Genomic DNA, 25,175 nt, shown 5'->3' on the forward strand with positions numbered 1-25,175 from the left:
GTTATTTATATTCATGGATAGAAAAGGATTTAAAATATGAAACGATCAACTTTACGTTTGACCACATTAGTATTGAGTTTAGCTACTTCAGGTTTAGTCAGTGCAGAAACCTATGTGGTAGACCGCTATCAGGACGATACGGCAAAAGGATCCCTACGTTGGGCAATTGAACAATCCAATTCCAATACTGCACAAGAAAATGAAATTCTCATCCAAGCGGTAGGACAAGCACCCTATGCCATTAAACTGAATCAGCCTTTACCACCAATCAAATCTTCAGTGAAGATCATTGGAACGCAATGGGATATAACAGGCGAATTTATTGCGATTGATGGTTCAAACTACATTAAAGGTGAGGGTGCTAAAGCCTGTCCAGGGGCAAATCCTGAACAGTATGGTACCAATGTCCGTACCACGACTTTACCGGGTTTAGTTCTGCAAGATGTGAATGGTGTGACGTTAAAAGGGCTTGATATTCATCGTTTCTGTATTGGCGTTTTAGTGAACCGCTCAAGTAATAATTTGATTCAAAATAACCGTATTAGTAATAACTATGGAGGTTCAGGCGTGATGCTGACGGGTGATGATGGTAAGGGGAATCCAACATCGACCACCACCAATAACAACAAAGTTTTGAATAACCTGTTTGTGGATAATGGCGATGGTCTTGAACTCACCCGTGGTGCAGCATTTAACCTTATAGCGAATAACTTGTTCACCTCAACCAAAGCCAATCCAGAACCATCGCAGGGTATTGAAATCCTGTGGGGGAATGACAATGCGGTGGTTGGGAACAAATTTGAGAATTACTCTGATGGTATGCAAATCAACTGGGGTAAGCGCAATTACATCGCTTATAACGAACTGACCAATAACTCGATTGGCTTTAACCTCACTGGTGATGGCAATATTTTTGACAGTAACAAAGTTCATGGTAACCGTTTAGGGATAGCCATTCGTTCAGAAAAAGATGCCAATGCCCGTACAACATTGACCAAAAACCTCATTTGGGACAATGGTAAAGATATAAAGCGCTGTGAAGCAGGTGGTTCATGCGTACCCAATCAGCGTTTAGGGGCTATTGTATTTACTGTACCAGCGCTAGAACATGCAGGCTTTGTCGGTTCTCGTGGTGGTGGTGTGGTTATTGAAGCTGCGAAACTGCAAAAAACCTGTACCCAGCCGAATGAACAAGGCTGTAACGCGATCCCAAACCAAAACATTCAAGCGCCACGTTTAAGTTATAGCAAAGGTCAAGTCACCGCTACAGTTCAGGCACAACCGAATCAACGCTATCAGGTTGAATTCTTTGCAAATCCTCAAGCGAAGAGTCAAGAAGCAAAACAGTATTTAGGGACTCAAGTTGTGACGACGAATATACAAGGTCAGGGTCAAGCAACATGGAAAGTGGCAAGTGGTGTGGCTAATGTCACCGCCAATGTTACAGACCGTTTGGGTGCAACTTCTGAACTGAGCTCCGCTGTTCAAGTGAAATAATAAAAATTACATGGAAAGCTCACTCAGTGTGAGTTTTCCTCACAAAAAAGGATATTTGGTCATGCAACAACAATTATTAAAGTCACCTATTTTTAAAGCTCATATTGTAAAAATTGGCGCATTATCTTTGGCGTTACTCTGTTGCCAATTTGCTTCAGCACATGAGTTTTATTCGCCAGATCGTCAATGGTTATTTGGTGATTGGAATGGTGAACGGAAGCAGCTGGAAGATCAAGGTTATAAATTTACAGCTTCAATTATGAGCCAAGCAGCCACCAATTTAGCGGGCGGTTATAACGATGACAGAAGTTTTGATAATGCCGCACAGTTGACCTTAGGTACCAATTTTGATTTAAACAAAATTGCTGGTTGGGAAAATACCTCAGCAGCAATTATGGTGACCAAGCGTGATGGTAACGCCTTAACGCTTGAACGTATTAAAGACCCACGTGCCAGCACCTTGGGTAACAGCCAAGAAATTTATGGTCGTGGCAAAATTTGGCGCTTAACCCAAGCATGGATCAAAACAGGTTTTGATGAGAATCGCGTCCAATTTAAGATTGGTCGTATGGGTATGTCCGATGACTTTAACAGCTCACAATGTGAATTTCAGAACTTACTTTTGTGTGGTGGACAGCTTGGAAAATCCATCGGCTCGATTTGGTATAACTGGCCTGTTAGCTTATGGGGTACCAATGTTAAATACCAATTTGCACCAGACTGGTCACTTGGCGTTGGGATCTATGAAGCCAACCCAGACAATGTCAAAACAGACTCAGACAGTGATGGCTTTAACCTGGATATGGACAATGTCGAAGGGACCACCATTCCAGTTGAACTGGCATGGAAACCTAAACTTGCTACATTTAATGGTTTACCGGGAGAATATAAACTCGGTGCACTGTATTCCACAGCAGAAGCTAAAGATGTAGGTACATCAGGAGAGATCCACGATGGCAAATATAGTTTTTGGTTGAATGCTCAACAACAACTGACCCAAAACGGGGCTGATCCTAAACGCGGTTTATATATCAGTTTTAATGGGGTCATCAATGACCGAGATACCACTGCTGTAGAAAGTACGCAACAACTGGCACTTTGGTACAAAGGTCCTTTTGATAGCCGTCCAAATGATTCCATCGGTTTTGGGTTGGCGAACTATGTGGTAAATGATCGCGTGACGGACAAGCAAATAGCCACCAACGAAGGTCGTGGTTATTTTCATTATGATGCACTCGCAAACGATTATATCCCAATTCAACATGACGAACTCAATGTTGAATTGAATTATACCTATCAGTGGTCACCTGCGGTAATGCTCAGACCCAACCTACAATATATCTATCAACCTTCTGGTGTGAAAGAAGTGGATGATGCTTGGGTGGCAGGTCTTAGCATTAAGATGAATTTTTAATCGTATTTAAAGTGAACGAGTGTTTAAAATGTAAGCAATACTGTTGCTGATTCAAGGGCTGTTGACACTTCATCTATGCTTGCGACAACGAGTATTTTTTAGATGATACTAGGCGCGAAATACGCAATTTAGTCATTCTAAATAAGTGGTTCGCAACAACGTAGCATCAAAAAATACTCTAGTCCTAAAAGGTTGTGGTTAAAATCTTCACAAACATCGTTATGAAACTTGAAAATAGTCCCACTATTGTCATCGTTCCATGCCTTGCCTGCTCAATTTTAGTCTACAACGCAAGCCATTTATGAAATATCAACAGCCCCTAATCACTCTTTTTTCATTGTTGAAGCAAGTTAATTGTGGATGCTCAAAAGTTTGAATGTGATATGAATGATTCTCAAAACAAAGTAAGAGAGATCATTTAGAACACAGCATTTGGAGTAAAAAGTATGTCCGAAGCGCAATCTCAACCCATATTTAAAACATGGTGCTTTATATTAGGCTTAGCTTTATTGCTGACTGGCTTATTTTATTTAATCGGTGGTGGAAAACTGATTAGTCTAGGTGGTTCATGGTACTTCTTCATTGCAGGCTTATTGACCACTATTTCCGCAGTATTTATTTTTAGAAAAAAAGCATTGGGTGTCTGGATTTTTGCACTGGTTTTTCTAGGAACCGTTGTTTGGGCAATGCTTGATGCAGGTTGGGATTTTTGGGCACTCCATTCACGTTTAATGTTTCCTGCGGGTTTATTTGCCGCACTGTGTTTTACCTTACCTGCTATTCGTAAGTACCAATTTCAAATTGCGCCTTCAGCACCCGCTTATGCCTTAGGTGGTTTAACGGTGTTAGGTATGCTCGGTGGTTTGTATGGCATATTTATTCCTCATCCAACGGTAAAAGCCACTGGTAAAGAACTACCACTGGTGCCTGTAACAGCTCAAACTCAACAAGTGAATTGGTCGCACTATGGTAATGATGCTGGTGGAAGTCGTTTTGCCGCACTTGATCAAATTAACCGAAATAATGTGTCTAAGTTAAAGGAAGCATGGCGCTTTCAAACAGGCGATATGACTACAGGTACGGGTAATGGTGCAGAAGACCAGCTCACCCCTTTGCAGGTCGGTGAGAAAGTCTTTTTATGTACACCGCATAACAACATTATTGCTTTAGATGCGGACACAGGTAAACAAATCTGGAAGGCTGAAGTGAACTCTAAAGCCGATGCTTGGGAGCGTTGCCGTGGTGTGGGTTACTTTGACTCGACTCAAGCCTTGGTACAACCGACTTTAGCAGGTGCAAGTGCTGTCACTGCGGTGGCAAACAATACTGCATGTCCACGTCGTGTTTATACCAATACACCTGATGGTCTTTTAATTGCAGTCAATGCCGATACAGGCGAACGTTGTAAAGACTTTGGTGTTGATGGAACAGTGAACTTACTGGAAGGTCTAGGTGCGGGCACGCAAGCGCCTCGTTTTGAAGTGACCTCGGCGCCAACCATTGCGGGAACCAGCATCATCGTCGGGAGTCGTATTGCTGATAACTTTGCAGCGGATATGCCGGGTGGTGTGATTCGTGCCTATGACGTGATTACTGGGCAGTTGCGTTGGGCTTTTGATCCTCGTAACCCAAATCCAAACTATGTCCTCAAACCGGGTGAAATCTACAAACGTAGTTCAGCTAACTCTTGGGCGGCAATGTCCTACGACCCACAAATGAACACGGTGTTCTTACCAATGGGAAGTTCATCAGTCGATGTGTGGGGCGGAAACCGTCAACCTGTAGATCATAAATACAATTCTTCTGTTTTGGCTTTAGATGCAACCACAGGTAAAGAAAAGTGGGTTTATCAAACCGTTCACAATGATCTCTGGGATTTCGATTTACCGATGCAGCCAAGTTTGGTTGACTTTCCGATACAAAATGGGCAAAACAAACCTGCTGTCGTCATTGGCACCAAGTCAGGACAGTTCTTTGTACTCGACCGTGTTACGGGGCAGCCTTTAACCAAAGTGGTTGAGCAACCTGTAAAAGCTGCAGATATTCCTGATGAGCAATACAGTGCAACTCAGCCGCGTTCAGTTGAAATGCCACAGATTGGTAATCAAACTTTAACTGAATCGGACATGTGGGGCGCAACGCCATTTGACCAGTTGATGTGTCGTATTAATTTTAAATCGATGCGTTATGATGGTCTATTCACAGCACCGGGTTCTGATATTTCTTTAAGTTTTCCGGGTTCATTAGGTGGTATGAACTGGGGCAGTATTGCATTTGACCCAACGCATCGTTATATGTTTGTCAACGACATGCGCCTAGGTTTGTGGATTCAGCTAATTAAACAAACGCCTGAAGACTTGAAACTTGAAGCCAGTGGCGGAGAGAAGGTCAACACAGGTATGGGCGCAGTGCCAATGAAAGGCACACCATATAAAGTGAATAAAAACCGCTTTATGTCGGTACTAGGCATTCCATGTCAAAAACCACCTTTCGGAACTATGACGGCGATTGATATGAAAACGCGTCAAGTGGCTTGGCAGATACCTTTAGGCACAGTTGAAGATACAGGTCCAATGGGTATTAAAATGGGTTTAAAAGCACCAATTGGTATGCCAACCATTGGTGGTCCAATGGCGACACAAGGTGGTTTAGTATTCTTTGCTGCAACGCAAGACTTCTACTTACGTGCTTTCAATTCATCAAATGGTGAAGAATTATGGAAAGCGCGTTTACCTGTGGGTAGCCAAGGTACACCTATGAGCTACATTTCTCCAAAAACAGGTAAGCAATATGTTGTCATTTCCGCAGGTGGGGCACGTCAGTCACCTGATCATGGTGATTATGTGGTTGCGTATGCTTTAGAAAAGTAATGTATTGATAGACTCAAAGGGATTGATCTTTTTCATAAATCAAAAATCAACCATGCTCTTGGTTGATTTTTGAACCATTGCTTTCAACGTTTAAAATACAAAACATAATTCACTATATTATTTGGCAAGTTCTGTATTTAGTCACAGTATTGTTTAGGATTTCGAATTATTCAAACAAAATCTAAATCAGATTCCATTTAGCAATTTTTTCTCGCGGAGAGATATGATCAATAAATTTATGCTTTGTACCCATATGGTTTATTACTATTAGTAAAAGCGAAAAGACACTCTATATATTTGATAGTTCGAGGGTTTTGTAAAGCATTGATTAAAATTAAGTTTAATCTCAATATTTCAATTATTGTTTAATTTATTTAAATAAATAGCAACAACAATAAATGAAAATGATTATAATTAAGGTTTATGTTTGTATTTATGGTTTTTTGTGTCATGTGGTTTAATAAATCTCCCTTAGCATTTTCAGTACTTGCCTTTATGGCAACAGCATCACAGGCTCAATCTGAATCAGATGTAGAGCAGTCACCAGTAATAAATCATTTGCCTACTATTACGATTCATGCTGAAAAGAGCGAAAAGGGTTACGCTGCTCAAAAAGCCAGTGCAGTGCTTAGATCAGAGACTCCATTATTTGAAACAGCACAGTCGATTAGTGTCATTACCAACAAGCAATTGGAACAAAAACAAGCCAAAACAGTTGCAGAGGCTTTAGATGGGGTTGCAGGGGTTACATCGGGGCAATATGGACGTAGGGGTTGGGATGATTTTATTATTCGTGGGCAAATTTCTAGTTCACAAACTTATATTGATGGATTACGTGTACAAGCATCAGACAACGTACTAAGAGCAGAAGATATTTCAGGGCTAGAGTCTATTGAAGTGGTAAAAGGTCCTACTTCCGTGGGTTTCGGATTAGCTTTGCCAGGAGGTCTCGTTAATTTAACCACTAAACGGCCACAGGCAGAATCATTTTCACGTGGTAGTTTAAGTTATGGTAGTTATGGCTTAAAAGAAGGGACGTTTGACATTAACTATGCGCCAAACGAAACTGAAAAAGGTGCTTTTCGCCTAGTTGGACGAGTATCTGATCAAGATGACCCAACAGATTATGTTTATTTTAAAAATCAATATATTGCATCGTCATATAATTTTAATTTAGATGCTAAGGATGATTTATCAGTCATTGCTAGCTATCAACATCGTGATTATATTCGTCAGCAGGGTATTCCCTATAGTAACGGCAATTATAAAAACTATTCACCAAGCTTATTTTTTGGTGAACCAGGTTATGGCTATGATGTAGATGTGTATCGGGTTGGTGCAAATTATGCGCATTATTTTGATAATGATTGGACCTTCAAACAAAACTTCGCTGTGACAAAAACGGACACAAAAGGGAATGCAATATTAGCATCAGGGACAAATACTCTACCAATCATTAAACGTGCAATTAACAATCAATACAAGCAAGACACTAACTATACTTTAGATAATAACTTACAGCGTAATTTTGATTTCGGTTCTATCAGCTATGATGTGATGGCTGGTGTAGATATGATGCGAGAGCGTAGTGATTATTATCGTCGAACCGATACAATCAATGATTTTAATGCGAATAATCCGAACTATGGCAATGTTAGTATTAAAAAAATAGGCGCACCGAGTCAGGAAATTACCTATAGTCAATATGCAGGTTTATATCTACGAAATACTATTAAAATTGATGATCGCTGGATTATTGGATTATCAGGTCGTCATGATTGGACCCAAGTTGAAATTGATAGTGTCTTAAAAAATACAACCACTAAAAATTCTGATAATGCTTTTACAGGTAGTGCTTCAGTCATGTATCGCATCAATGATATGTTTGCACCCTATTTTAGTTATTCCACTTCATTTATGCCTGTAACTGATTCTGGTGAAAATGGCACCTTGCTCAATCCGGAGGAAGGTAAACAAGCAGAGGTAGGCATAAAGTTTCAGGCTTTGGATCAGCGCTTGCAAGGCTATATGGCTTATTATGATTTGACCCGTAAAAATGTTACCGAATCAGATGCTTCTGGAAATTTTTCAATTCAAACAGGGGAGCAAGTTACCCAAGGATTTGAAGCAGAACTTGCTGCGGCATTAACTGAGCAATGGAATGTATCAGCAACATATAGCTATATTCCTACAGCAAAAGTCACTGAAAGCGTGATTGCTAGTGAGATTGGTAAACGAACTAATCATGTGCCTGAAAATGCAGGTTCATTATCTACTCAATATTATTTTAGTCCAGATAAGCTAGGGTGGAATATAGGAGTGGGTATTCGCTATCAAGGTTCACGTACGGCTCAACGCAATACAGATTTTGTTTATTTACCAAGTTACACATTGGTTGACGTAAATGCAGGTTATGAAGCAGAGAGTTGGGGCGCAGGCTTAAGTATTAAAAACTTATTTGATAAAGAATATTTAGCTGGAACGACGCCGAATGCTCAGCTGGTCAATTGGGGTGATCCAATGATGGTTCGTTTAAATGTGAAATTTAAATACTAAAATATCGAAAACCATGTTTTTTAGTATGGTTAGGCTGTATTGCATGAACCTATAATCAAAGGCTTATTTATCAATATAATTTTCAGATGAATAAGCCTAATTTACTTATTATGATTTAACTCATGTTATTGGTTTAAAATACAGTAATTTATATAGATACTCTAAATTACATATAAAACCGTACTAGACGCAATTTTTTATATTACTAAGGATTTTCTTTAGCATTGACTTTATTGTATGCTTCTAAACGATTTTTGTATGTTTTAATAAACTTAGCTAATTCTTCAATATCTGTGGAACTTAACTGACCAATATATTTACCAACTTTCAATATTTCCCGAAAATCAAAGCTCATTGTGCTACGAATATCGATAAAAGATGCCTTTTTTAAACCTGCATGTCTCCAATCTCTAATCGGATAGTATTGCAATTTAATAAAATCTGATTTGTGTTTGTACTGACTTGTAATTGAATCTAAAAGCACAACAGTTAAATTAGTTTTACCAATTTCAACTGTATATCGTTCCTTCCCTTGAAGGGGATCTGAATCAAATCTAACAAAAATCTGATAAATATCACCAACAGCCATACTTATTGCCCTTCTACTTTCTCAAACACACCAGTTGCGTTTAAACGCATATGTTTGATCGGACGCTCAGTTAACTCAGCAATATCCAAAAGATCACAAACCATCTGTTGTCCTAGCATTTCACGTCGAGCATTTTCAACGATTTCTTGCATATTTTGAAACTCTTCAAAACTAAGTACAACAGCTTCGGGCGTATTATTCGTGCAAACGAAAACAGGTTTATGGTTTTCTTTGACACCTTGAACAATTTTACTCCATGATTTACGAACATCGGTCGCAGAAACAGTCGCACCATTGATGAAAGTTAGTACATTCATATCTAAGATCTCATTCTTTATATCGTATATTGTAGCATATACGATATAAAATTTGGCTACTTATTAAGTTCCCGCATTGTATATACTATTCCCTTAGCAGGGACTATTCTGAATTTTGTGTAAGTACTTTATTTTCATTTATCCTGAAGAGGATAATTACAAAAGGTACTTTACATTGATGAAGCAACAATCAGAAGTATGGCTCTCAAAACTTTACTTCTTCTACACATGAAGCAGTTTGTACTTTGTATGCACAAGAACTAAATAGAACTCTTTCCAATATAGTCGAAGGAACTAAATGTCCTCCCACAGACTACCCGCTAAAAACACGGCAGTAAGTCCCCTAGAGACCCCCTTTTATAATATGCGGGTAGCGATACACTAAATATGATTTAAAAGGGTGGTTTTATATGGTTTATTCGCATTTTTTTAATTGTTATCTTGATGTTTATTATTGGATTTTTGATTTTAGGAATTATTCGTTCAAAGACTTTTTAATCAATGCCAGTAAATAGACACGTATTTAGAACAACATCATACAACAGGAACATAGGCACTTTAGATAAATCTGATTTTTTGTTTATGCGTGAATCACTGGAGAAGTATTTAGACCAGATCCGAGAACTCGATACAGATAATCATGAAGAAATAGATCAACTCAAATTATTCTTTATAAAACTAGATCACCACATAGACCGACTTAGATAGCGCAGGATTTTGCATAACGAATATTATGTTACACAAGGTACTCGAGTTCTTAAATATAATTTCCAAGATTCACGTTGCTGAGCTGTGACTTCAGTAGCTTGCGTAGGTCACAGTCTTGGATATCATAGTTTACTTATGTTCACCTAAATCCTAGTTCACAATAAATTATTAAAATTTATATTTTATTTTCAATAATTTATTTAGATAAATGAATCTACTTAAATAATCATGATTCATGAGCCTAAGCTTTTTATTAAAACTAAACTTAAAACCATAAGTTCTTCTTTCAATTGAAGCCTGCTCTCGTTAATTGAGGAAAAGGCATCAAAAAATGCCTTTTTTCTCTTTTCCCTGAATTTATTCTGAAATTTTTACGACGACTTTACCTTTTGCTCGTCCAGTATTTACATATTGAAAAGCATCTTTAATCTCTGGAAATGTATATGACTTATCAACGATTGGATTTATTTTCCCAGACTCAACTAGCTTTGAAATTTCAGATAGGTGTTGCCCATTGGGTCGCATAAATAGGAATGAATATGTAATGCCTCGTTTTTTTGCTCTATTTCGGATTGACCAACTTAAAAGAGGAATAATACATTTCAGTAACCAATTTGCATGAATTGCTTCTGCGAAATCACGATCGGGTGGCCCCGATATACTGATACCTCGACCACCACGTTTAAGGACATTTAGAGATTTCTCTAAAATTTTTCCACCTTGTGTATCTAAAACTACGTCATAGTCTTTAAGTTCTTTTTCAAAATCAGTAGTTTTGTAATCAATGATAATGTCTGGACCCAAGGCTTTAACCCAAGCAATATTTTTACTGCTGGTTGTGGTTGCGACGGTTGCACCTAAATGTTTGGCGAGTTGAATGGCAATCGAGCCTACACCACCTGAACCTGCATGAATAAGCACTTTTTGTCCTGCTTGTACATTTGCAATTTCAACCAAGGCCTGCCATGCAGTCAATGAAACAAGAGGAAGAGAAGCTGCGAGTTCCATAGAGATATTTTGAGGTTTTAGAGCCAGCGAAGATTGCTGAACTACAGTGTATTCGGCAAAAGAACCATTTTGATCAGTTTTGGCATACACCTCATCACCAGTTTTAAACTGTTTAACATTTGCGCCAACTTCAACCACTGTACCTGCAAAATCATTGCCTAAAATAAATGGAAATTGAACAGGTAGAATGGTTTTAAATTCACCCTCTAATACTCTTAAATCAAGTGGATTAATACTGGCTGCATGAACTTTCACGAGGACAGCATTTGCTGTAAGAGCGGGTTTGGATTGTTCATCCAGATGTACGTCATTTATGTTGCCATAGCGTTTAATGTAAGCTGCTTTCATGTAGAACCTCTATTTTGGGATTTTGTTTTTAATGTTTTATCGGTTTAAAACGGGACTAAATTTTCAAGCTACGTTGAATTAATCTATCAAAAATTTTTACTGGCGCAAATTTACGTAAATTCTTTAAATGTTTTGCTGTTTTACCTGCGGTATAACGCGGCAAAATGTTTCGACTGTTGATGACCGTTAAGATGGTATTGGCGACAACACTCGGATCATCTGATTTATTAATCGATTTTATCATTTGTTGATGTAGTTTCTCACGAATGAGGTCATACGCTGAGACTTTTGCATCTGCTTCAAGTAAGTTTATTCCTAATGAGGTTTTGGTATAAGCAGGTTCAATCAATGAAACACGAATGCCTTGGGACCTTAACTCGTGGTCTAAAGACTCTGAATAACCTTCAAGTGCATGTTTTGAAGCGGAATAAAGCGCGCCAAAAGGTGTAGGTAAAAGTCCAAGAATTGAACTGATATTTAAGATTAATCCAGAAGCTTGTTGACGCATAGCAGGAAGTACAGCTCGCGTCATTCTGACCGCACCAAAAAAGTTAGTATCAAAAATTGCCTGAGCCTGTTGCATCGAACTTTCTTCTGCGCCAGCTGGTGCAATAGCAAACCCTGCATTATTAATTAAAACATCAATTCGACCTTCATTTTGAATGACCTTTGCAATGGCTTGAGCGACAGAATCATCCTTATTCACATCTAACTCAATCAGATGGAATTTATATTGAGCAGCATCAATTGTACGTCGACTCGTACCATAAACAATAAATCCAGCTTCGTGTAAAAGCTCTGCTGTGGCTAAACCTATACCTGAAGATGCGCCTGTAATCAGAACGACTTTGGCCGTCATACCGTGTTCCTTATTTTAAAACTGTGAGATGACTGCTTGACAGTTTCTCCTCGATTTCATCATCATAATCTAAAAATAAAAAAGTTACTACTAAAAAGATAGTGACAACATATTTTTGTTGATGTATGGTTGCTATTAAATTGATACTGACTTTATTTTTTATTTTCTTGGATCAAGAAAAAATTCATAAAACTCAGTGAAACAGCTCAATGCATTAAATCTGAGGATTAAAAAAATGAATTTTGAACTGAATACTATTGCTATGGGATTAACGGTTGTCTCTATTTTTAGTGCACCGTCGATTCAAGCAACTGAGGTTTCATCCAACATCGTTGTCAATCGGCAAGCTGTTCAGAATCCTCAGCAAGATACAAATTGGAAGAATGTCCCGACTCAATTTATTAATGCAGGTGGAATTAATTTCGCTTACAGAGAATATGGTCAACAAAATGGCGGCACACCTGTGATCTTCTTAAATCATTTAGCTGCTGTCTTAGACAATTGGGATCCAAGAATCATTGATGGTATTGCAGCAAAACATCATGTAGTGGTTTTTGATAACCGTGGTGTTGGTGCTTCTACTGGTGAGCCAGCAAAGTCCATTGAACAAATGGCAGATGATGCGATTACTTTTATTCATGCAAAAGGGTTTAAACAAGTCGATTTATTTGGTTTTTCAATGGGTGGCATGATTTCTCAAGAGATCGTTTTAAAACAGCCACAACTGATCCGAAAAATGATCTTATCAGGAACAGGGCCTGCTGGAGGAATTGGCATTAGTACAGTAGGTCGAGTTTCCAATTGGGATTTAGTCCGTGGAATGGCAACGCGTCAAGATCCTAAAGTTTATTTATTCTTTACTCGAACAGACAATGGTAAAGCTGCTGCGAAACAGTTTGTTCAACGTATTAATGAACGCACTGAAAATCGTGATAAAGAAATAACCATTTCAGCTTACCGTGCCCAGCTTAAAGCATTAAAAAAATGGGGAACTAAAAAACCAGCTGATCTTTCTAACATTCAAAAACCCGTATTGGTAGCGAATGGTGATCATGACCGTATGGTGCCAACAGTGAATACTTACGACTTAGCAAAACGCCTTCCAAATAGCGCACTCATCATTTATCCAGATGCAGGACATGGTGGAATCTTTCAGTTTCATCAAGATTTTGTAAAACAATCGCTCACGTTCTTAGCTAAATAAATTTAAATCCAATCAAATTTTAAAAATTAGGACAATCATCATGACTGTAATTAAACACCAAACAGCTGAAACACAATTTATAGAAGTCGATGGAGCAAACTTTGCCTATCGTCGATGGGGTAATGCAAGTACAGAGCAACCTCCTCTATTTTTTCTGCAACATTTCCGTGGTGGTTTAGACAATTGGGATCCATTGATTACCGATGGATTAGCCGCTGGTCGAGAAGTCATTTTGTTCAATGGCCGTGGTGTCGCTTCATCTACAGGTCAGCCACGTACCCGTATTGAAGATATGGCTGATGATGCTGCCGCAGTGATTCGTGCATTGTATTTAACACAAGTCGATCTACTTGGTTTTTCATTGGGAGGATTTCAGGCACAGGATTTAGTGCGTCGTCATCCTGAACTTGTCAGAAAATTAATGCTTTTGGGTACAGGCCCACGAGGTGGAAAACCACGTGGTGATGATCCAGATGTACCAGCTTTGGTCTTGAAACATGCAACCAGTGCAGTGCCTGCTGAAGAGGACTTTCTGTTTTTATTTTTTGGTCGATCACCAAAAGCAGTTCAAGCAGGTCGTGATTTTTGGCAACGTCGCCATCAGCGTCAAGATCAAGATCCAGCAAGTTCTGTTGAGGTAATGCAGGCTCAAATTGAAGCCAATATGCACTTTTTACCGAAGCTTGATGAACAAGATCCATTTGCACATTTACGTGAGATCAAACAGCCGACTTTTAATCTCAATGGTGTGGATGATGTGATGATTCCGACCATCAATGCCTATCAGATGGTACTGAACATTCCAAATGCACAGCTGTTTATTTATCCAGATGCAGGTCATGGTGCACAGTTTCAGTATCCAGAACGCTTTGTTAAACATGCCATACAGTTTCTAGATGAGTAATTGATCAGAATTTCCTTAGTGTTTTTTATATATTGATGAACTGAGAATTAAAATGATGAAATTTAAACTCTTACTGTGGATGCTGACGAAGCTATTACAACGAGCGGTGAAAAAAGATGCAAAATGTGCTGCATACGTGAAAGATAAAAATGTCACCTTCCAAATCCAAACGGCAAGTGGTGAAGGGCGTTATTTTGAAGTGAAAAATGGCAAGATCAATTCGCATGCAGGACAAACCAAATCTCCCAGTTTTACCTTTACCTTTAAAACAGGGAGTAAGGGTTTTGCTGTGCTATCAGCTAAAGACAGCGTCAATACATTTTTAACTGCGCTTAAAACAGAGGATCTTGTGATTACTGGAAACTTTGTCGATGTCATGTGGTTTCAAAGTTTAGTGGACTTTATTCAACCTCATCCTCAATCATCTTCAACTGTGTGAGCGAAGCGCATGACTCATTTGCAATTAAAAACCAACCTTCTGAATCAGCCTTTAACTTTACCCAATGGTACAGTTATTCCAAACCGTTTGGCAAAGGCTGCAACCAGTGAAACTCTAGCGACTTATTCTAATAATCCAACGGACAAACACATTCGTTTATATCAACGTTGGGCGGCATCAGGAATTGGCATGATTATTACAGGCAACATTATGATTGACCGACGTGCCTTAGGTGAACCTGGGAATGTTGTGATTGAAGATGAGCGTGATTTTGCAATTTTACAAAAGTGGGCGAAAAGCGTTACCGAGCAAGGTTCTCAATTGTGGGCGCAACTGAATCATCCGGGGAAACAATCACCAAAAGGGTTAAATGTTCGTAATATTTCTGCATCATCAGTGCCATTTGGTGCGGAAATGCAATCTTTATTTGCGACACCTGATGAAGCTACATATGCAGAAATTATAGAGATTATTCAGCGCTTTGGTCGTAGCGCAGCAATCTGTAAAAAAGCTGGATTTAGTGGTGTTGAAATCCATGCTGCACATGGTTATCTGATTAATCAGTTTTTATCGCCATTACACAATTTAAGAACTGACGAGTGGGGTGGTACACCTGAAAAACGTCGTAAATTTCTAATGGACGTTTATACAGAAATAAGAAAACAGGTCGGTACAGATTTTCCAATCGCAATTAAACTCAACTCAGCTGATTTTCAAAAAGGTGGTTTTACAGAGGAAAACTCTTTAGAAGTCATTAAAGCATTAGCAGGCGCAGGGATTGATCTGATCGAAATATCAGGTGGTACTTACGAATCTGGTGTGGCTAAAGCACCACAGAAATCTTCAACCATTGCGCGTGAAGCATTTTTTATTGATTTTGCAGAAAAGGTTAGAACACATGTAAAAACTCCTTTGATCGTTACAGCCGGTTTTAGAAGTGTTGAAGGAATGAATGAAGCTTTAGATTCAAATGATTTTGATATAGTCGGAATTGCAAGACTTATGGCAATTGATCCTGATGCTCCGAAATATTTGTTAGTTGGAACCAATAGCAAACAAACAGTACAATCCATAAAAACAGGAATTAAAAAAATAGATCGTCTTGGTATTATGGAAGTGCTGTGGTACACCCAACAACTTAACCGTATTGCTCAAGGTAAAGCACCCAAACCTAAAGAGAGTGGATTCTTGGCTTTTATTAAATCTGTTTTAAGGAGTGGTTGGGGAACGTATGCGACGCAACGGACGAGAACAAAATAATGAATCGATTACTTAAATAAACAGCATAAAAAAGCACTCAAGATGAGTGCTTTTTAGTTTTATGGCGTTTGTTGACGAATAGCGCGGGTGCCAATTGCAGCACCTGTCACTTGATCAATCACGATAGGATTAATTTCAGTACCATTTTCAGCATCAATAAACGTGACCATTTCTTCAGGATGCTCATAAGGTTTGTGTTTACGTCCCCATGCTCCGATCACAAATAAAACGGGGAGAAAATCTTTGCCTGCTTGAGTGAGTAAATATTCTTCACGTGGTGGATGTTCTGAATATTGTCTTTTTTCTAGTAAATTCTCTTCAACCAATACAGCTAAACGTTTGGTAAGCATCGTTGGAGCAATGCCTAGACTTTTACGAAATTGATCAAAGCGTGTAAAACCTGCATGAGCATCACGTAAAATTAACATGCTCCAAGCATCACCTAAAACGGATAAACTTCTTGCGATGGGACAAACTTCAAGGTGGGTATTTTTAGCCATATGGAATTAATAATCTCAATATTAACTACTATAATGATAGTAACATATTTGGGCCATCTAAACCATTTTTTAGTGGAAGGCATAGTTATTAACTCACGCTGAATCAGCGTAATTTGAAATAGCTATAATTTATTCAATATTTTCCCACTAAACAGGCTGTCCAATTTTTAGGGTAAACAAAGTGAAGAGGGCATTTTTACTGGCATTGGCAATTCGCTTAAAGGGATCATTCCATGCATGAGAGGACAGAGTAAAACGACCAATATGCATAGGTAAAATAGTTTTAGCATTTAAATCTATTGCTGCTTGTATTGCTTCTCCTGGTGTCATAAAATAATATGCCTATCCCTACTACAATTAAAATCAGTGTAATTTTATATTTTTTGCATCATGATTGTACAATAATCGGTGCTTCTAATTAAAAAAGCCAAGTTGACTTGAGTCCACTCAACTTGGCTAAAACAATGGTTATTTTAAGTTTTTAGTAAAAAAATCAGTCAATTTATCAAATGGGATGAGGTCAGTACGGTCATATAAATCAACATGTCCTGCGCCTTTAACGTAATACAGTTCTTTTGATTGTCCAGCAAGTTTATAAGCTTCTTCACTAAACTCTTTTGAATGCGCCTGATCACCAGTAATAAACAACATTGGACGTGGTGAAATGGTTTCAATGTCATTAAATGGATAGAAGTTCATAAACTTCACATTACTGGTCAAAGTGGGATGTGTGGTTGTTTTTGAGTCGGCACCTTTAGGGGTGAATTCACCGCGTGATGTTCGATAAAAGTCAAAAAACTCACGTTGAATTGGATGTGTGTCTGCTGTTAACTCATGTACTGTACCACTGGTATATTCAGTTTTCCCACCTGTAAATTCAACATAACGTTGTTCTGCTGCATCTGCAATGATTTGTTTTCTCTGCGCTAAAGTCTGAGAATGGTTTAGGGCATTACGGTTTGCAGCACCCATATCGTACATACTGACGGTTGCAATTGCTTTCATACGTAGATCGATTTTAGCTGCGCTAATTACGAAACTACCACTTCCACAAATACCCAAAGCGCCAATGCGATTACGATCAATAAAATCACGTGTCCCTAAATAATCCACGGCTGCACTGAAAGCTTCCGCATAAATATCGGGTGCAACGACATTACGCGCTTGTCCTTCACTTTCGCCCCAAAAAGATTGATCAATCGCCAAGGTGACAAAACCTTGTTCAGCTAGCTTTTGCGCATACAGCATCGAACTTTGCTCTTTTACTGCACCCATTGGATGTCCGATCACAATTGCAGGTGCTTTGCTATTTTTCTTTAAATTTTTCGGAATGATTAAATTACCCACAATATTCATATTGTATTGGTTTTTAAATGTCACTTTTTGAACAGTGACTTGAGAACTTTGATAAAAATTATTTGCACCATTTGACATATCTGCTGCCATTGTTGAGGGGGTAGAAAATAGACCGATTGTTGCGACTAAAAGTGTGCTTGCTGTAGAAACTCGAAGTTTCTGTGTGAATTTAGAGAGTTGCATGATGATTTCCAATAAACATAAAATTGATAAAAGGGCAGTTGGTGCTCTATTTCACTTGGCTGATCAAAACATTCAGCTCATCTTTTTGAGAAAAATCGTTTGGCAATGCATCCATTTTTCCAAGGAAAATTAATCCGTTGGCATATCCAACATCAGAATCTTTATAGAAAAATGCAAGATTGCCCCATGGTGCGAAATAAGTAAGATCACCTGATTTGCCTGCATAGCCTGTAGGTGCGCCTTGAGTTGATAATTTTTGAGGAAGATGGGCAATTTTTTCTGATGCTGCATAGTCTTTTAGAATCAAAGTTAGAGGCAGTTGTTGAATGAAATCTTGCGTCGTGGGTGAATCAATTAAGGTCACCGAAATCGGCTGTTTTGATCCTTCAATCTGAATTCGAATATTCATGTTTAAACTCTTTTTTTGCGAATGATGATCTACATGGTTTTTGGCTTCAGCATTCAAACTTAAAAGAATAAAGAGCAAGTTTAAACAGCCAAAAACAACCAAGGAATACTGTGTTTTATTCATGATTGAGACCGACTCAATGTCATTAAACTGAAGGATTCGAATACTTTTAAATCGGTTTTGAACGCATCTAAAATAGCAACTCAAAGAACTCCAATGAATTGAGTGTAAGTGCTTTCAAGAAAAATGATTAGACTAAAAAATAGACATAAACTTATGAGTAAATTTCATCAATTAAGCTAGAATCGCTTTGATTAAGCGATATACTTAAAAATAAACATGCTTTAACCTTGAGTTGGATACACTGATGATCACCAAAGAAAATTATAATGATTTGTATGCCTTTCTCATGGTGACTCGAGAAGGAAGCTTCACCAAAGCCGCTGGAAAACTGGGGGTATCCCAATCTGCATTAAGCCATACCATTCGTGGTCTAGAAGAACGACTCGGGATTTTACTACTCACTCGTACTACGCGCAGTGTTTCAGTCACTGAGGCGGGTGAGCGATTACGACAAACCATTAGTCCCAATTTTGACCAAATTGACAATGAACTTTCACTTTTGACCAAATTGAGAGATACCCCAGCAGGTACAATTAGAATTAATGCCAGTAGTCATGCCATCCGACAAATTTTATTACCTAAACTCAAAAATTTGAGTCTGCTTTATCCCGATGTCCATGTTGAATTAACAGCAAACAGTGGCATGGTGGATATTGTGGCGGAACGTTTTGATGCAGGCGTGCGTTTTGGTAGCCGCGTTGCAGATGGAATGATTGCAGGACGTATTGGTCAAGATGTCAATATGGTGGTGGTCGCGACACCCGAATATTTTGAAAAAAATGGGATACCACAAATACCGCAAGAATTGACACAGCATCAATGTATTGGTTTTAGGCTCACCACTCAGGGTGGAATTTATGCATGGGAATTTGTTAAAGATGGTTTAGAAGTTAAAATTAAAATACAAGGGCAGTGGGTTTTTAACGAGTCTTACCATAGTGTGGATGCGGTACGACTCGGCTTAGGAATGGCCTATATTCCTGAAGATATGGTGCAAGACGATCTGAAACAAGGTCGTTTAATCAAAGTACTGGAGGATTACAGCATTACATTTCCAGGCTATCATTTATATTATCCACATAGAAGACAGCAATCGCCCGTTTTAAAACTGGTTATTGATACTTTACGTGTAACAGATGATGCCAAGTAAGGATTGAAAATACCGCACTTAAAACTAAAATCAATGCGCTGAAGATGAACGTGGATTGGTAGCCTTGGGCATCGAACAATACTCCGCCGAGTGTGGCGCCCAACGTAATCGCCAGTTGTATAATGGCCACCATTAAACCCCCACCTAATTCTGCATCATGGGGCAAAGTACGTGTCAGCCATGTATTCCATGCAACAGGTGCTGAAGTACCAATAAAACCCCAGACTGCCATCAATAACGCGACAATCCAAATTTGATGTCCAAAAAAAATAAGAGACGTTGCAACCAGAGCCATGCCGAGAGGAATAAAGAACAGGTAGCGGTATACATGAGAATGTAAAATATGACTAATCACAAAGGTTCCAACCAATCCTGCTAGACCCAAAACAAAGAGGAGGATTGAAAGTAGATGGGTATTGACCAGAGTTACGTTTTCTAAGAATGGACGTAAATAGGTAAACAGCGCAAATTGCCCCATAAATAAGAATAAAACACCGAGCATGCCCAAAATAACGACGGGTCTTTTTAATAGAGAAAATACATGTCCAGATTTTTGTTGCGTATTCAATACTGGTAAAGATGGCATACTTTTGAGTTGCCAAAGCAAAGCCATGATTGCAATAGGCACAATACAAAAGAAGGCACCACGCCAGCCAATCATCGAACCTAAAAAACTTCCAAGTGGCGCAGCCACAGTGACGGCCAATGCATTGCCACCACTTAAAAGTCCCAGTGCTTTGGGTACATGGTTAAAAGGCACCAATCGCATCACAATTGAAGTGGAAATGGCCCAAAAACCGCCAATTACAATACCTAATAAGGCACGTCCAATCATAAATAATAGTGCGTTATGCGCAAGAGTGACCAAGATGCCTGAAATGATCATCAGGATGGTCAAAGCAAGAACCACATGACGTCGATCCCACTGTTTGGTGATTTTGCTGATGGTTAAACTGCTTATCACTGCAAAAATCCCTGAAATGGCAATCGCTTGTCCGACTTGGCCCTCTCGCATATTTAAATCTAAGGCAATCGGTGTAAGTAAACTGACTGGCATAAACTCAAAGGCAATTAATACGGCACAGCATAAAGACATCACCGAGACAGCCCCCCAAGCAGGAGGGTTTGATGGTGCTATGACTAGGTCAATTTGATTGGGAGAAATAGACATAAGACTTCCAGCTTTAAGAAAAATAAAGCATTGGCTAGTGTGAAGAAGTCAGGAGATTAACAATATTTTGGAAAATAGATTAGATTCTGAAATACGAATAGAGTTATGAGTTCTATACATGAATGTTTAAAATTAGATGATGCGTTTAAATTCTTTGGCTATTTAAAGTGATATTGTTCATCAATTTGAATATACAAGTTTTTGATTATTACGTCAGAGTGCTTATGTTGAACTGCCACATTTCTCTTAGAAAAAGTTAGTTTATTATTTAGACGACCCTCATTTTCCTATTCCTGATATGTTCTGCATTTATGAGTTTTATGAAACTTACTTAATAATCGTCTAACTATACTTGTTTACATATAGATTTAGTTAATTGATGGTATATATGTTTTCATTTTCATTGAAACATTCTCTCAGGAATAGTGGTCACCGACAAACCCCGTACGGTTCAGAACTAGGCCGACCTCATATCCAAGTAATCACTCAGGTATTGTCCAAAATAAAATTAAATCTTTCGAAAATGCTTTGGTTAAACCTAAAAAAATACAAGATCAATCTATTGCTGAAATATTTGTATAGAAAATAGCCTTGCTCATTAAAAACACACAGGTAAGTGGTCTTGAATCCCCCTTTTATAATATGCGGGTAGCGATGCACAAAATATGATCTAAAAAGGGCGGTTTTAAATGATTTATTTAGCATTTTTCACATTTTTTTAATTGTTATCTTAATGTTTACTATTGGATTTTTCATTTCAGCCATTATTCGTGCAAAGACTTTTTAATCTATGCCAGTAAATAGACATTTATGGCGAACAACTTCATACAACAGGAACATAGGCACTTTAGATAAAGCTGATTTTTTGTTTATGCGTGAATCACTGGAGAAGTATTTAGACGAGATCCGAGAACTAGAAACAGATAACCATGAAGAAATAGATCAACTCAAATTATTCTTTATAAAACTAGATCATCACATAGACCGACTTAGATAGCGCAGGATTTTGCATAACGAATATTATGTTACACAAGGTACTCAACATCATGAATATACTTATTTAAATTCATGATGTTGAGCTGTAGCAACAACAGCGTTGTGTAGGCTACAGTCTTGGATATCTTATTTAACATAATATACATTATGCGAAATCGGCGCTCATATAATTTCTAGGCTAAACTTACAGATAACCCAAACAGCAAAAATCTTTACCTGCATCTTATTCATGCATTGAATATAAAGATGAACTTAACCATAGGTTTTTTAACTTAATTTTTTGTTTGTTGCAGCATACTTTTTGAAACACCACCTAAAACTCTATATTTGAAATAAGGAATTTTTAAATTTCTATCATCCAGCAATCTGCAACTTCTTAGGTAGAAAATTCACAAATAACAAACCCATCAAAGATGAAAAACCCGCAATGATGAAAATGTATTCACCTGAAACTTGTTCCCAATATTGCCCAGCCAAAATACTTCCAGATGCAACACCAAGCCCCCACATTGTGCTATACAGTGCTTGCCCTCTGCCCTGTAATTTTGCATTAAAATTCTCCAAAATGATTCGCATTGCAATAATATGAAATAAACCAAAACTAAATGAATGAAAACATTGGGAAATAAATTGAATATAGAAATGGTTCGGAAATAACCCTACAAGCACGAATCTTATACAAGTCATAATTAGACACAATGCAACTAAATTTCGCCATGAAAAACGATTTAGAAAAAAATTGGCATAATTAAACATAATAATTTCTGCAATCACGCCAACTGACCATAAAAAACCAATTTGGGTTGTACTATATCCCGCAAATTTCAAATAGTTACTATAGAAACTATAGAATGGTGCTTGCGAAAAAAGAATAATAAATTCAATGATAAAGAATGCTGCAATGATAGGTTTTTTAAGTATGGGGAGTAAAGGTTCTAAGTTTTTTTGTGAACTGGGGGCTGAGTTTGGTTCTTTGATTGTAAATGACCAAATAAATGCTGTAAATGCGATACATAACAACATCATAGGTAAGTATTTGATATCGACAATATCTAATATTGCTCCAATACTAAATACACCGACAATAAAGCCAATTGAGCCCCATTTTCTAATTTTCCCATAAGATTCAGTATGTTTATCACCTAACCAAAATAGTGTAACGCCTTCAAATTGCGCCAATATTGCATTTTGGAAAAAACTAAAAATAAGCATAAGTAATGCAATCGATTGCATATTATTGGGAATGATGAAAATTAGAAACCAAATGATCGCCTCCATCCATGTCGCAATACGAACCAATAGCATTCGTTTACCCGTTTTATCTGCAATAAAGCCCCAAATAAAGGGCGCAAATATACGGGTTAAAATTGCGATAGATGAAAGTAGACCTATTTCTTTGTAGTTAAAGCCCTGATCTTGTAGGTATAAGCTCCAATACGGTAGAAATGTACCAACGATAGAATAGTACCAGAAGTAAAAACCAGCCAAACGGTGATGAACGCTGAATTGCATCATTGAAGTATTAAAACCTAATCAGAACATGAATATTATAAAATAGTTCTGCATATAGCGTAGGATTAAACATTCGAAACTATTATTTTAGCGGTAACTTTTATTGCCACCTAAAACAAAATGCTAAAAAGTAATTCCTAAAAATATATTTCAATTATTTTCAATAAAAACCTCAATCAATCCATTCACTTCCGCAGGCTTTTCCGCATGTAACCAATGCCCAACATCCTCAACTACGGCTATTTTTGCATTGCTAAATTGTGTTTGTATTGCTTCAAAATGCTCTGGTCTTGAAAGATACGGTGAATTACCGCCCTTAATAAATAAAGCAGGTATCGTATTTGTAGTCTGATTATCCCAACTAATAATATCTGAATAATGATTAAACAAAGCCTGAACATTAAACAACCATGTTCCTTTGTTAAAGGATTTTAGTAAGAATTGAATGACCATTTCTTCTTTTAAATACTGGCGCATGATCTCAGTTGCATCTTTACGAGATTCAATATGAGCATTTTCTACCGCAAATAATGCTTTAAAAATTTGATCATGATGGTTTTCTTGGTATTCAAAAGGTGTCATATCTAAAACAATTAATTTTTTCATGTGACTTTGCGCTGATTCTTGCATTAAATCAGCAAGTTTCATTGTAATTTTGCCACCCATAGAATGACCAATGACAATGAAATTTTGAATATTCAAATGATCAATGGTTTCTAAAATATCTAAAGCCATCAGCTGATAATTCATATCATCCGTATGTTGTGAATGACCATGATTACGAACATCTATTTGTAAAATATTATATTTATCTTGAAATGCACGTGCAATAATTCCGAGATTAGTCAAACTACCAAATAAACCATGAATCAATACCAATGTCGTTTGTAGACTCACATCTGTAGGTTGAACTTGATCGTATTGATAATTGAGTAACATGAATACCTTCCAAAACTATATATTTCCTGCATTCTATGATGACTAGAATGAGCTTAGGGAACAATAACATTATGTTTATTTTACTAAATATTCACATTCAATAAATAATCAAAAGGTATATGTATTTTCATACATATACCTTTTGATTATTTAAAAAATTTAATACTGATTCTATTTAGGCTATTTAACCTTTACTACTATTAGTTATTGATTTAATAGAGTTTTAACGTTCTCACCCATTTGCTGTTTGGTCGCATTTTTACCTGCAAATTCCTTAGCTTGTTTCATGAATTGCATGTAATGTGCTTTTTTATCATCATCTTTTTGTCGTGTAAATTTTAAACCCAAGACTTCATTTTGCTGAAAAGCATTGTCCCAAGCAGCTCTTACTTCTGCCCAATAGGCTTTATTTTTTTCCCAATAATCATAAGCAGGTTTAAAATCGGTTTTGGTGACACGTTCATAATTATTCAAACCTAATGCAGCTGCTCAAGCTGATGGATTACAAGCCCAACATGTTTTATTAGCAGCTAACCCAAATGCAGCAAGTGTAATTCGTGGTAATAAAGCCAATAGCTATGCCCGACTCCATTTAAAATCAATTACCTATGCAGATCCAACCAATAATGCCAGTTTAACAACATGGACATTTGAATTTGATATTCAGTCTGCAAAATAAAAATATCTAAGTCATTATTAAAAACGGAACAAATGCTCCGTTTTTTTATTGCTTTAAACTCTAAGTTGACCATTTTCCAACTCAATATAAGCTAAAGTTGAATAAATTATTCAAATTATTCGTGAATCTGCTGTTGAGTCAACCTTCGTATTCGCTATATGATCAGACATGAATTTCTTCGTTT

General features: G+C 37.7%; 21 protein-coding genes. 9 read left to right on the top strand and 12 right to left on the bottom strand.

Annotation, left to right across the window (positions count from 1 at the left end; translation table 11 throughout):
- Window positions 1-36 precede the first annotated feature (36 nt).
- The 4 genes from ACG94X_RS02765 to ACG94X_RS02780 all read left to right on the top strand — a co-directional run bounded on the left by ACG94X_RS02765 (window position 37) and on the right by ACG94X_RS02780 (window position 8,337).
- On the top strand, window positions 37-1,497 hold the full coding sequence (locus ACG94X_RS02765; protein ID WP_419382200.1) for a NosD domain-containing protein: 1,461 nt from the start codon (window positions 37-39) through the stop codon (window positions 1,495-1,497).
- 61 nt (window positions 1,498-1,558) lie between these two features.
- Window positions 1,559-2,911: a carbohydrate porin gene (locus ACG94X_RS02770; protein ID WP_419382201.1), complete on the top strand. Its 1,353-nt coding sequence runs from the start codon at window positions 1,559-1,561 to the stop codon at window positions 2,909-2,911.
- A 446-nt stretch (window positions 2,912-3,357) separates the two neighbouring features.
- Window positions 3,358-5,781, top strand: a complete 2,424-nt coding sequence (locus tag ACG94X_RS02775; protein ID WP_419382202.1) for a glucose/quinate/shikimate family membrane-bound PQQ-dependent dehydrogenase — start codon at window positions 3,358-3,360, stop codon at window positions 5,779-5,781.
- A gap of 450 nt (window positions 5,782-6,231) precedes the next feature.
- A complete protein-coding gene (locus ACG94X_RS02780; protein WP_419382203.1) occupies window positions 6,232-8,337 on the top strand; it encodes a TonB-dependent siderophore receptor in 2,106 nt (701 codons plus the stop codon).
- A gap of 205 nt (window positions 8,338-8,542) precedes the next feature.
- On the opposite strand, the gene ACG94X_RS02785 is transcribed toward ACG94X_RS02780, so the two are convergent.
- The 4 genes from ACG94X_RS02785 to ACG94X_RS02800 form a co-directional block, all read right to left on the bottom strand.
- Window positions 8,543-8,926, bottom strand: a complete 384-nt coding sequence (locus ACG94X_RS02785; RefSeq protein ID WP_419382204.1) for a hypothetical protein — start codon at window positions 8,924-8,926, stop codon at window positions 8,543-8,545.
- Window positions 8,927-8,928: 2 nt separating this feature from the next.
- Window positions 8,929-9,243, bottom strand: a complete 315-nt coding sequence (locus ACG94X_RS02790) for a type II toxin-antitoxin system Phd/YefM family antitoxin (RefSeq protein ID WP_419382205.1) — start codon at window positions 9,241-9,243, stop codon at window positions 8,929-8,931.
- Between the two features lie 1,065 nt (window positions 9,244-10,308).
- Entirely contained in the window at window positions 10,309-11,307 is a 999-nt protein-coding gene (locus ACG94X_RS02795) for an NADP-dependent oxidoreductase (protein WP_419382206.1), read from the bottom strand.
- 55 nt (window positions 11,308-11,362) lie between these two features.
- On the bottom strand, window positions 11,363-12,166 hold the full coding sequence (locus ACG94X_RS02800; protein ID WP_419382207.1) for an oxidoreductase: 804 nt from the start codon (window positions 12,164-12,166) through the stop codon (window positions 11,363-11,365).
- Between the two features lie 235 nt (window positions 12,167-12,401).
- On the opposite strand from ACG94X_RS02800, the gene ACG94X_RS02805 reads away from it, so the two are divergent.
- From ACG94X_RS02805 to ACG94X_RS02820, 4 genes are read left to right on the top strand one after another with little or no spacing between them, the layout of a single operon-like run.
- Window positions 12,402-13,370, top strand: a complete 969-nt coding sequence (locus ACG94X_RS02805) for an alpha/beta fold hydrolase (RefSeq protein WP_419382208.1) — start codon at window positions 12,402-12,404, stop codon at window positions 13,368-13,370.
- A 40-nt stretch (window positions 13,371-13,410) separates the two neighbouring features.
- Window positions 13,411-14,274 carry an alpha/beta fold hydrolase gene (locus tag ACG94X_RS02810; RefSeq protein ID WP_419382209.1) on the top strand — a complete coding sequence of 288 codons (864 nt, stop codon included), beginning with the start codon at window positions 13,411-13,413 and terminating at the stop codon, window positions 14,272-14,274.
- 52 nt (window positions 14,275-14,326) lie between these two features.
- Window positions 14,327-14,713, top strand: a complete 387-nt coding sequence (locus tag ACG94X_RS02815; protein ID WP_419382210.1) for a helicase — start codon at window positions 14,327-14,329, stop codon at window positions 14,711-14,713.
- A gap of 9 nt (window positions 14,714-14,722) precedes the next feature.
- The gene (locus ACG94X_RS02820) at window positions 14,723-15,973 is read left to right on the top strand and encodes an NADH:flavin oxidoreductase/NADH oxidase family protein (RefSeq protein WP_419382211.1); all 1,251 of its coding nucleotides are present in this window, start codon (window positions 14,723-14,725) and stop codon (window positions 15,971-15,973) included.
- Window positions 15,974-16,032: 59 nt separating this feature from the next.
- Here ACG94X_RS02820 and ACG94X_RS02825 read toward each other — a convergent pair whose 3' ends face one another.
- From ACG94X_RS02825 to ACG94X_RS02840, 4 genes are all read right to left on the bottom strand, one after another.
- Window positions 16,033-16,473, bottom strand: coding sequence for a winged helix-turn-helix transcriptional regulator (locus ACG94X_RS02825; protein WP_419382212.1), 441 nt, complete (start codon window positions 16,471-16,473; stop codon window positions 16,033-16,035).
- A 147-nt stretch (window positions 16,474-16,620) separates the two neighbouring features.
- Window positions 16,621-16,803: a hypothetical protein gene (locus tag ACG94X_RS02830; protein ID WP_419382213.1), complete on the bottom strand. Its 183-nt coding sequence runs from the start codon at window positions 16,801-16,803 to the stop codon at window positions 16,621-16,623.
- 138 nt (window positions 16,804-16,941) lie between these two features.
- Window positions 16,942-18,012: an alpha/beta hydrolase gene (locus tag ACG94X_RS02835; RefSeq protein WP_419382214.1), complete on the bottom strand. Its 1,071-nt coding sequence runs from the start codon at window positions 18,010-18,012 to the stop codon at window positions 16,942-16,944.
- A gap of 46 nt (window positions 18,013-18,058) precedes the next feature.
- Window positions 18,059-18,544, bottom strand: coding sequence for a cyclophilin-like fold protein (locus tag ACG94X_RS02840; RefSeq protein ID WP_419382215.1), 486 nt, complete (start codon window positions 18,542-18,544; stop codon window positions 18,059-18,061).
- A gap of 244 nt (window positions 18,545-18,788) precedes the next feature.
- Here ACG94X_RS02840 and ACG94X_RS02845 point away from each other — a divergent pair, with 244 nt between their 5' ends.
- A complete protein-coding gene (locus ACG94X_RS02845) occupies window positions 18,789-19,694 on the top strand; it encodes a LysR family transcriptional regulator (protein ID WP_419382216.1) in 906 nt (301 codons plus the stop codon).
- Here ACG94X_RS02845 and ACG94X_RS02850 read toward each other — a convergent pair.
- The 4 genes from ACG94X_RS02850 to ACG94X_RS02865 form a co-directional block, all read right to left on the bottom strand.
- The gene (locus ACG94X_RS02850; protein ID WP_419382217.1) at window positions 19,657-20,865 is read right to left on the bottom strand and encodes an MFS transporter; all 1,209 of its coding nucleotides are present in this window, start codon (window positions 20,863-20,865) and stop codon (window positions 19,657-19,659) included. The genes ACG94X_RS02845 and ACG94X_RS02850 overlap by 38 nt on opposite strands.
- Window positions 20,866-22,215: 1,350 nt before the next feature.
- Window positions 22,216-23,376 (bottom strand): MFS transporter, encoded by a 1,161-nt coding sequence (locus ACG94X_RS02855; RefSeq protein WP_419382218.1) that lies wholly within the window; start codon window positions 23,374-23,376, stop codon window positions 22,216-22,218.
- A 147-nt stretch (window positions 23,377-23,523) separates the two neighbouring features.
- Window positions 23,524-24,312, bottom strand: coding sequence for an alpha/beta fold hydrolase (locus tag ACG94X_RS02860; RefSeq protein ID WP_419382219.1), 789 nt, complete (start codon window positions 24,310-24,312; stop codon window positions 23,524-23,526).
- Between the two features lie 204 nt (window positions 24,313-24,516).
- The gene (locus ACG94X_RS02865; RefSeq protein ID WP_419382220.1) at window positions 24,517-24,786 is read right to left on the bottom strand and encodes a DUF6607 family protein; all 270 of its coding nucleotides are present in this window, start codon (window positions 24,784-24,786) and stop codon (window positions 24,517-24,519) included.
- Between the last annotated feature and the right edge of the window lie 389 nt (window positions 24,787-25,175).

The sequence above is a fragment of the Acinetobacter psychrotolerans genome, from assembly GCF_048552595.1.
GTDB lineage: Bacteria > Pseudomonadota > Gammaproteobacteria > Pseudomonadales > Moraxellaceae > Acinetobacter.